8 protein-coding genes and 1 pseudogene are annotated in these 8040 nt (G+C 71.8%); all 9 read right to left on the bottom strand.

From position 1 onward, the window contains the following. Positions 1-39: 39 nt before the first annotated feature. The gene (locus QMG73_RS22700) at positions 40-753 is read right to left on the bottom strand and encodes a TetR/AcrR family transcriptional regulator (protein ID WP_281898783.1); all 714 of its coding nucleotides are present in this window, start codon (positions 751-753) and stop codon (positions 40-42) included. 30 nt (positions 754-783) lie between these two features. Further along, positions 784-1995: an acyl-CoA dehydrogenase family protein gene (locus tag QMG73_RS22695; protein WP_281898773.1), complete on the bottom strand. Its 1212-nt coding sequence runs from the start codon at positions 1993-1995 to the stop codon at positions 784-786. 2 nt (positions 1996-1997) lie between these two features. Beyond that, the gene (locus QMG73_RS22690; RefSeq protein ID WP_281898772.1) at positions 1998-2990 is read right to left on the bottom strand and encodes a phosphotransferase family protein; all 993 of its coding nucleotides are present in this window, start codon (positions 2988-2990) and stop codon (positions 1998-2000) included. Continuing rightward, a complete protein-coding gene (locus QMG73_RS22685) occupies positions 2987-3748 on the bottom strand; it encodes an SDR family oxidoreductase (protein ID WP_281898770.1) in 762 nt (253 codons plus the stop codon). The genes QMG73_RS22690 and QMG73_RS22685 overlap by 4 nt, the downstream gene beginning before the upstream one ends. 36 nt (positions 3749-3784) lie before the next feature. After that, entirely contained in the window at positions 3785-4453 is a 669-nt protein-coding gene (locus QMG73_RS22680) for a phosphotransferase (protein WP_281898768.1), read from the bottom strand. Next, entirely contained in the window at positions 4450-4710 is a 261-nt protein-coding gene (locus QMG73_RS22675; protein WP_281898766.1) for a DUF6510 family protein, read from the bottom strand. The genes QMG73_RS22680 and QMG73_RS22675 overlap by 4 nt, the downstream gene beginning before the upstream one ends. 140 nt (positions 4711-4850) lie before the next feature. Beyond that, a pseudogene (locus tag QMG73_RS22670) lies at positions 4851-5594 on the bottom strand (ferredoxin reductase); the annotation flags it as partial. Further along, positions 5564-6154, bottom strand: a complete 591-nt coding sequence (locus QMG73_RS22665) for a sulfite oxidase-like oxidoreductase (protein ID WP_281898782.1) — start codon at positions 6152-6154, stop codon at positions 5564-5566. The pseudogene QMG73_RS22670 and the gene QMG73_RS22665, both read right to left, overlap by 31 nt. Before the next feature lie 479 nt (positions 6155-6633). Then, entirely contained in the window at positions 6634-8022 is a 1389-nt protein-coding gene (locus tag QMG73_RS22660; RefSeq protein ID WP_281898764.1) for an MFS transporter, read from the bottom strand. Between the last annotated feature and the right edge of the window lie 18 nt (positions 8023-8040).

Genomic DNA, 8040 nt, shown 5'->3' with positions numbered 1-8040 from the left:
GTCCCTCAAGTCGCTAGAGCGACTTGAGGGACGCCCTGATCACGACAAGCCGGCTGCCGTCGCGGCGGCTTTCGGGCCGATGAACGGTGCCAGGACCACGTACGTCAGCGCCGGCAGCCGGTCGGGGAGTTCCGCCGTGCGGCCCGTCGAGACGTGGTCGAAGATGACGCCGTAGATGCCCGCGATGATGGCCTCGACCGCCACCTGCGGCACCTCGGGCTGGCCCGCCCGGCGCGGCGCGGCGGCGAAGAAGTCGATGTAGCTGGCCAGCAGGGCGCGCCGGCAGGCGAGCGCGCGCGGCCCGGCGGCCAGCACCTCGACCACGGCCAGCGCCGCGAACGCGGGCTCGGCGGCCAGGATGTGCAGCAGCGTGCCGAGGCCGCGACGCATGCGTTCGGGCCACCGGCCGGGCTGGCCGTACGAGGTGGCGACGCTCTTCTGCATCAGCTCGACGCCCAGCTCGAACGCTGCCAGGAAACACGTCTCCTTGTCGACGAAGTGCTGGTAGTACGCGCGTGTCGACACGCCGGCGGCGGCGCACACGTCACCCAGGGACGTGTTGGCGTATCCCTTTTCGGCCACCGTGCGGGCCATCGCGTCGATGAGACGGTCGCGCTGGGTGCGGGCGACGAACTCGCGCGGCAGGTCGTGGCGGCCCCTGGGCAGCCTCCGATCCGGTGCCGTCGCGGAACGCGAACCCGGTATGCCTCGTTCGATCGAGGTCCACTGCGACACGCCGCCCCCTTCGAGCATGGTCACCTGTGAACCAGAGTAGGTCTCTCCTCACGTTTGTGGTGTCGGGTATCTGCCCAGCTCCTTGCGCGCAAGGGATGAGCGGTGCACCTCGTCCGGCCCATCGGCCAGCCGCAGCGTGCGCGCCGCCGTCCACAACTGGGCGAGCGGGAAGTCCTGGCTCACCCCGGCGGCGCCGTGCGCCTGGATCGCCTTGTCGAGCACCCACTCGGCCATCTGCGGTACCGCGATCTTGATGGCCTGGATCTCGGTGTGCGCGCCCCTGTTGCCCACCGTGTCCATCAGCCAGGCCGTCTTCAGTACCAGCAGGCGGGCCTGCTCGATGCGCACGCGCGACTCGGCGATCCAGTCGGCGACCACACCGTGCTGCCCGATCGGGCGGCCGAAGGCCACCCGCTCGTTGGCGCGCCGGCACATCAGCTCCAGGCCGCGCTCGGCCATGCCGACCAACCGCATGCAATGGTGAATGCGCCCAGGCCCGAGACGGGCCTGAGCGATCGCGAATCCGTCGCCCTCCGCACCGATCACATTCTCTTTTGGTACGCGGACAGCCTCGAACACCACCTCGGCATGACCGCCGTGTGGGCCGTCCGTGTACCCGAACACGGTCATGCCGCGGCGCACCTCCACGCCGGGCGTGTCGCGGGGCACCAGGATCATGCTCTGCTGGCGGTGGCGCGGGCCGGCTGGGTCGGTCTTGCCCATGACGATGAAGATCTCGCAGCGCGGGTTCATGGCGCCGCTGGACCACCACTTGCGCCCGTCGACGACGTAGTGGTCGCCGTCCGGGGTGATGCGGGTGGCGATGTTGGTGGCGTCGGACGAGGCCACGTCGGGCTCGGTCATGCAGAACGCGGACCGGATCGTCCCGTCCAGCAGCGGCTCCAGCCACCGCTCCCGTTGGGACGCCGTGCCGAACTCCGCCAGCAGCTCCATGTTGCCCGTGTCGGGGGCGGCGCAGTTGAGCGCCTCGGGCGCCAGGTACGGGCTGCGACCGGTGATCTCGGCCAGCGGTGCGTACTGGGCGTTGCCGAGGCCGCTGACCTTTGGCAGGAAGAGGTTCCACAGGCCGGCGCGGCGGGCGTGCGCCTTCAGCTCCTCGACGATCGGCGGCGTGGTCCACTGTGGACCAGCGGCGGCCTGCTCGGCGAAGACCGGCTCGGCCGGATAGACGTGCTCGTCCATGAAGGACAGCAGCCGCCCGCGCAGCTCCTCGGTCTCGGCGTCGTACGCGAAGTCCATTGTCACTCCAATGTGGCGTGGCCGCGCGCCAGCAGCGGTGGCACCAGTTCGCCGATGTGGTCGAAGCCGGCGCCGACCGTCTGGCCCTTCGTGTACCGGTAGTGGATGCCCTCCGCGATGACCGCGAGCTTGAAATAGCCGAACGCCACGTACCAGTCCAGTGTGGACAGGTCAGCGCCGCGGCGCTCGGCGTACCGGGCGGCCATCTCGCGCCCAGTCGGGAACCCGGCGTCCGGGTGGATCGCCGTGGACACCATGCTTCCGGCGAACTCGGTGAGGCCGTCCCAGTACACGAGCAGCAGGCCCAGGTCGGCGAGCGGGTCGCCCAGCGTGGCCATCTCCCAGTCGAGCACCGCGGCGACCCTGCCGTCGGTGCCGACGATGACGTTGTCGAGCCGGTAGTCGCCGTGCACGACGCCGGCGCCCGCAGGAGCGGGCACGCTCGCGGCGAGCCGGTCGTGCAGCTCCTGTGCGCCGGGCAGGTCGCGGCTGCGGGAGGCGTCGAGCTGGCTCTTCCACCGGCGTACCTGGCGGGCCATGAACCCGTCGGGGCGCCCGAAGTCCGACAGGCCCACCGCGCCGGGGTCGACGTCGTGCAGGTCGGCGAGCACGTCGATGAGCGTGAAGGCGAGGGTGCGCGCCCGCTCGGCGCCGAGCTGGGCGGTCTGCCTCGCGGAGCGGTAGACGACGCCGTCGACGTGCTCCATCAGATAGAACGGCGCACCGAGCACGTCCGGGTCGGTGCACAGTCTGAGCGTGCGGGGGACCGGTACGGCCGTGGGGGCGAGGGCGGTCAGCACCCGGTACTCCCGGGCCATGTCGTGCGCGGTGCTGAGCACGTGGCCGAGCGGCGGCCGCCGCAGCACGAAGGTGCGGTCGCCCTCGCGCACGAGGTAGGTCAGGTTGGACTTGCCGCCGGCGATCACCTCGGCGGTCAGCTCGCCGCTGCCGAGGTATTCCCGCAGCTTCCCGAGATCGAGCCCCGGAAGGGTCACTCGAGACCTCCGAGCAGGGTCCTCCCACCGTCGAGGACCAGGGTCTGGCCGGTGATCCAGGATGCGTCGGCCGACACCAGGAACGCGACCGCGCCCGCCACATCGGCCGGTACGCCGAGGCGCCCCAGCGGGTAGCCGGCGGCGATCTGGTCCTCCCGGCCCTCGTACAGGGCGGCGGCGAAGACGGTCTTCACCACGGCCGGCGCGACCGCGTTGACGCGTACCGCCGGAGCGAGCTCGGCGGCGAGCTGGCCCGTCACGTGCATGAGCGCGGCCTTGCTGGCGCCGTAGGCGCCGAGACCCGGTGTGACGCCGAAGCCGGCGATGGAGGCCATGTTGACGACCGCCGCGCCCTCCCGCTCGCCGAGCCCCGCCGTCGTGGCCAGCTTGGTCCAGGTGATGGCCGCGATCGTGTTCACCTCGAAGATCTTGCGCAGCGCGGCCGCCTCGGTGTCGACCAGCCGCCCGAACACCGGGTTGATGCCGGTGTTGTTGACCAGGATGTCGAGCCCGCCGAACGCCTCGACCGTCGCCGCCACCGCCGCCGCCTGGTGCTCGGGATCGTCGGCCTTGCCGGCCACCCCGATCGCCTGACCGGAACCGCCGAGCGTGTCCACCGCCGCCGCGAGCGGATCGGGCTTACGCGCGGTCACGCACACCCGGGCGCCCTCGGCGACCAGGCGCTCCGCGACCGCGTACCCGATGCCCCTGCTCGCGCCGGTGACCAGCGCGACCTTCCCTTCCAGCCTGCGCTCCACCCTGGCTCCGCCCTCTCTGCCGACGCCGCGAATGCCTCAGCATGCCACGCGGATCAGCGCCGCGACCGCCGGCAGGCGGTCGAGCTCCGCGATGCCCATGGTGGGGTCGCACGCCCGGCGCGCGATCGCGGCGTCCAGCGCGTCTTGCGGCACCGCGCCCAACCGGCCGAGGAACCCGGTGAGCAGCGCGCGGGCGAGATCCGCGAGACCGAGCGCGGGGTCGAGCGCCGCCTGCGCCAGGATCACGGCGGTCGCCGCGACGTCGAGGTCTGCCGGCCCCTCGGTGCCGTTGCGCCAGTCGATGACGACCGGGCCGGTGGGCGTGACAATGACGTTTTCGGGGTGCAGGTCGAGGTGGATGACGCGGTCGTCCGGCCGCCGGCCGAGCCGCGGCGGCAGGGCGTGCAGGCGACGGTGCAGGTCGGCGAGCATCCCGGCGCCCTCGTCGAGCCCCAACGCGCCATCCTGAAACGCGGCCAGCATCGTCCCGCCAGACAGCCGCTCCAGCACCATGTCGGCGCCGCGCGCCTCGAAGACGCGCGGCACCGGATACCCTAGGCCGCCGACATGGGCCATCACGGCGGCCTCCGCGGTCACGTCACCGCCATTCCGGTACCGGCGGAGCACGCGCGCCTCATCGATGGCGAACACGTCCGCTTCCCGTCCCGCGCCGAGCAGCGGCCCCGCCGGGCGAGTCGCCGTCACAGCGGCACGCGCAGGAAGACGGCGCCGCGCATGTCGAGCCACGCCGCCGACGGGCCGCGCACCAGGCGCAGCACCACCTCCTCGCAGCCCGGACAGCGCGCGACGAGCCCGGGCGCGTGGTCGTACACGCGCAGGGTCGCCACCGGCCCGGCCTGGCCGCACGACGCGCACTGGCTGGTCGCGGCCGTGACGTCGACCGCGAATATCTCCCGCAGCGGCCCGGCGAGCGCGTTGCCGTCGGTATAGAGATCTGTCATGGTCTAGCCTCCTTGGGCCCTGGCGCGGGCTCTGCTGTCGGGCCTTCGGTGGGGCTCGCGGTCGGGCGTTTCGCGGCGCTGGCGGGGTTCGCTTCCGGGCTTTCCGCGGTGCTGGCCGTCGGGCTTTCCGCGGGGCCTGCCGTCGGGCCGAAGCGTTCGGTGCGGACGCGGCGGGGGTCGTGACCGAGCGCGACGAGGATGTCGGCGACGGCCTCGACGAAGCCGGTAGGGCCGCAGACGAAGCAGGCCGGTTCCAGATCGGGCGGCCAGCCCGCGGTGTTGACGGCCGCGACACCAAGCCGGCGCGGCGGCTCCCGCCAGCCCTCCGGCACGGCTCGCGTGTACGCGTAGGTGACGTCCAGCCCGCCGTCGTCGCGAGCGCGGCGCCGTAGCTCGTCGGCATAGTACACATCGGACGGTGTGCGCACCGAGTAGATGAGCCGGAACGGCACCCGACTGCCGGCCGCCCGCCGGGCCCGCACCATCGCCATCAGCGGCACAATGCCCGAACCGCCGGCCACCAGCAGCACCGGCGCGGTGTCCGCGGGCCGCCAGACGAACCAGCCACCGACCGGGCCGCGCATCTCGACCGGGTCACCCTTCGAGAAAACCTCTGTCAGGTACGGGGAAACCTCGCCGTCCGGTACACGTTGGACGGTCAGCTCGACGCGGTCTCCGTCGGCGGGCGCGGCGATAGAGTAGCTGCGCTGAGCCGTGTATCCGTCGTCAGCGGTCAGCCGCACGTCGACGTGCTGGCCGGCGAGGTGGCCGGGCCAGCCGGGCACGTCGAGCACGAGGGTGCGGGCGGTGGGCGTCTCGTCGCGCGCCTCGATCAGCCGCGCGACCCGCCACGTCAGTCGCCCTGGTAGCGCTGTTCGCGCCATGGGTCACCGTAGTCGTGGTAGCCGGCGCTTTCCCAGAAGCCGGGCTCGTCGTCGAGCAGGAGCTGGATGCCGCGCACCCACTTGGCGGACTTCCAGAAGTACAGGTGCGGCACCAGCAACCGCGCCGGGCCGCCATGCTCGGGGGCGAGGTCGGCGCCGTCGTACCGGTACGCGATCCACGCCTGCCCGTTGAGCAGATCTTCCAGGGGCAGGTTGGTAGTGTAGCCGCCGTACGAGTGCACGAGCGCGAAGTCCGCCGCCGTGTCCACATCGGACATTAAAGTGTCGAGAGACACGCCCTGCCAAGCGGTGCCAAACTTGGACCACTTGGTGACACAGTGGATGTCGACGGTCGGCGTCTCGCTGGGCAGGGCCATCAGCTCGGCCCAACTCCACCGGTACTCCTGGCCGGCCTCGGTGCTGATGACAAACTCCCACCGGTCGGTCAGCACCCGCGGCGTCGGGCCGGCGGAAAGCACCGGGAAGTCCTCTGTCAGATACTGCCCGGGCGGCAGTTCGGGCCCGGACGAGCGGGGCCGGCCGCGAAAGCCGGGCGTCACGATTCCCACGACCGCCATCCTCGCACGCTCGCGCGCCGTGCAGGCCCACTCCACCCGACCCGCCCGCAGCCTTCGCCGCATCGGCCGGTCCCGACTCTCCGCCACGTCCGCGCTGCCCCCTCTCCGCGCCGATCAAGCCTGCCCCGCGACCGAGCGTCTCCGCGCTGCCCCTCTCCGCGCTGCCCCTCTCCGCGCGGTGCCGCGGCTCTCCGCGCTTCCCTTTCCGCGCCGATCAAGGGCAATTGCATGGATCAAGGGCGAATGCACGCGGAGAAGAGATCCAACCGCGTGCGTTCGCCCTTGATCGGCGCGCAGGGCGTGGCGACACGCCGTGCCGGGCTGATCTGGCGGCGGACGGACGCGGAAAGAGCCCACCATGTGCATTCGGCGGGAGGCGCGCAGGGCGTGGCGACATGCCGTCACGGGCGGGCGGCGGCGCTGGGGAAGGAGACGGGGTTGCGCGATCACAAAACCGCTGGTCAGGTGGCATCTGACGGTTCTCCGGGCAGTACCGTTTGCATCGAATGGTCCCGTAGGCCAAGCCCGCTGGAGCCTGTGTTGGCGGTGTTGTCGAGGGTGTATCGCCGTTGCAGCATGATGGCGACCGTCATGAGCGCGGCCGGCACCAGGGTGAAGCCGTAACGGACGGCGGCCAGCGCGCCGGGGGACTGGGTGGTCTGCTCGTCCGCGGTGCTGGCGACGAACCCGCCCAGGGCCAGGCAGGCCGAGTACGCGTACGGGCCCAGCGCGCCGCCGGTGGCTTCCGCGGCGGTCCACAGGCCGGTGTAGCTGCCGGCGCGTGCGGTGCCGCCGGGGCCGGAGGCGGCGATGACGTCGGGCACCATCGACAGCGGCATCAGCTGCATGGCAGCGAACGCCATGCCTAGCACCGCCACGGCTCCGATGAGGACGGGCAGGCCCGCGGCGCTGCCCAGTGCCAGCACGAGCGAGCCGGCTACGAATCCGGCTTGGGCGGCGAGCAGGCCGCGTTGTTTGCCGATGCGACGGGCTACCAGTACCCAGAGTGGTGTGGCCAGGACGGCCGGCGCCATGAACGCCGCGACGAGCACGGTGGTGAGGGTGGCGCGGCCCAGTTCATACTTGGCGAAGTAGGGCATGCCGGCGAGCACCAGGTTCATGGTGATTGCCACGGTCAGGTACGAGGCGGTCAGCGCGCGGAACTGCCGGTCGCGTAGTGCTACCAGCAGGCCGGTGCGGTGTCCGGGCTCGGGTGGGGTGCCGGGCGCGGCCTGCTTGAGGCGGGTTACGCCGGTGATGCCGGCCACCATCGCCACCAGCATGGCCGCGCCGAGGATCAGGGCCATCAGCGTGTAGTCGCCGACGCCGGGATCGTCGCCGGTGAGCAGGGGTGCGGTCACGCCGCTGAGCAGGACGCCGATCGTGATGACCACGTTGCGGTAGCCCATGAGGCGGGTCCGTTCGTGGTATCCGATGTCGAGGTCGGCAGGCGTGGCCAGATAGGGCACCTGGTAGCAGGAGTAGAGCAGGTTGCCGGCCACGAAGACGACCGCGACCCAGACGGCGGCGGGGATTCCGCGCAGGCCGGCCGGCACCGCGAACAGGGCCACGAAGGCGAGCACCACCAGGCAGCCGGTGAACATCAGTCGCCGCCGGTGGCCGCGGCGGGCCAGGTCGGTGTCGGAGAGCCGGCCCACCCACGGGTGCAGCACGACGTCGATGATGTTGGGCACCAGGATCACGAGGCCGGCCGCGAGCGGTGGTACGGCTAGGACGTCGGTCAGGAAGTACAGCAGGAACAGGCCCGGCACGGTGACCCAGATGCCCATGCCGATCGAGCCGGTGGCGAACGGGCCGAGCGCGCGGAGGGGGAGTCGGACGTCGGTCATGGCCGCCTTTCCGAAGGG

The organism is Phytohabitans aurantiacus, assembly GCF_027923225.1.
Taxonomy (GTDB): domain Bacteria; phylum Actinomycetota; class Actinomycetes; order Mycobacteriales; family Micromonosporaceae; genus Phytohabitans; species Phytohabitans aurantiacus.
Note: the sequence above shows the minus strand (reverse complement) of the source record. Positions and strands in the feature narration are given on the sequence as shown.

Excerpts from the sequence above, each read along its gene's own strand:
- QMG73_RS22695 (WP_281898773.1), bottom strand. The coding sequence starts at position 1,995 with ATGGACTTCGCGTACGACGCCGAGACCGAGGAGCTGCGCGGGCGGCTG.
- QMG73_RS22675 (WP_281898766.1), bottom strand. The coding sequence starts at position 4,710 with ATGACAGATCTCTATACCGACGGCAACGCGCTCGCCGGGCCGCTGCGG.
- QMG73_RS22700 (WP_281898783.1), bottom strand. The coding sequence starts at position 753 with ATGCTCGAAGGGGGCGGCGTGTCGCAGTGGACCTCGATCGAACGAGGC.
- QMG73_RS22660 (WP_281898764.1), bottom strand. The coding sequence starts at position 8,022 with ATGACCGACGTCCGACTCCCCCTCCGCGCGCTCGGCCCGTTCGCCACC.